Annotated in this window: 1 protein-coding gene; it reads left to right on the top strand. The window is 67.5% G+C overall.

Annotation, left to right across the window (positions count from 1 at the left end; all coding sequences use genetic code 11):
* A partial coding sequence (locus AC5RWQ_RS30590) for a transposase (RefSeq protein WP_494286063.1) occupies window positions 1–425 on the top strand: 425 nt, incomplete at both ends.

Below are 425 nucleotides of genomic sequence, written 5' to 3'. Positions count from 1 at the left end.
CGCCAGCACACCGCCGTCCCCGGGGAGAAGATCACCGCGCAGGTGATCCTCACCCTGGCGAAGGAGGTGATAGGCCTCAACGAGCAGATCACCGAGATCGACAAGCTCATTGCGGCCCGGTTTCGCGAGCACGAACTCGCTGAAGTGATCTCCAGCATGCCCGGCGTCGGCCCGCTCCTGGGCGCCGAATTCCTCGCCGCCACAGCTGGCGACATGAGCCGCTTCGGCACCGCCGACCGGCTGGCCAGCCTTGCCGGAGTCGCCCCGGTGCCCCGGGCCTCCGGCAACGTCAGCGGCAACCTCCACCGCCCCCGGCGTTACCACCGCGGCCTGCAACGCGTCTTCTACACCTCCGCGCTTATCAGCATCCGAAGTTGCGATGCGTCCCGACGTTTCTACGAACGCAAGCGCGCCGCAGGTAAACG

Source organism: Micromonospora sp. BS32 (assembly GCF_059089345.1).
The sequence above is the reverse complement of the archived record's forward strand: the minus strand, read 5'-3'. Positions and strand labels throughout refer to the sequence as shown.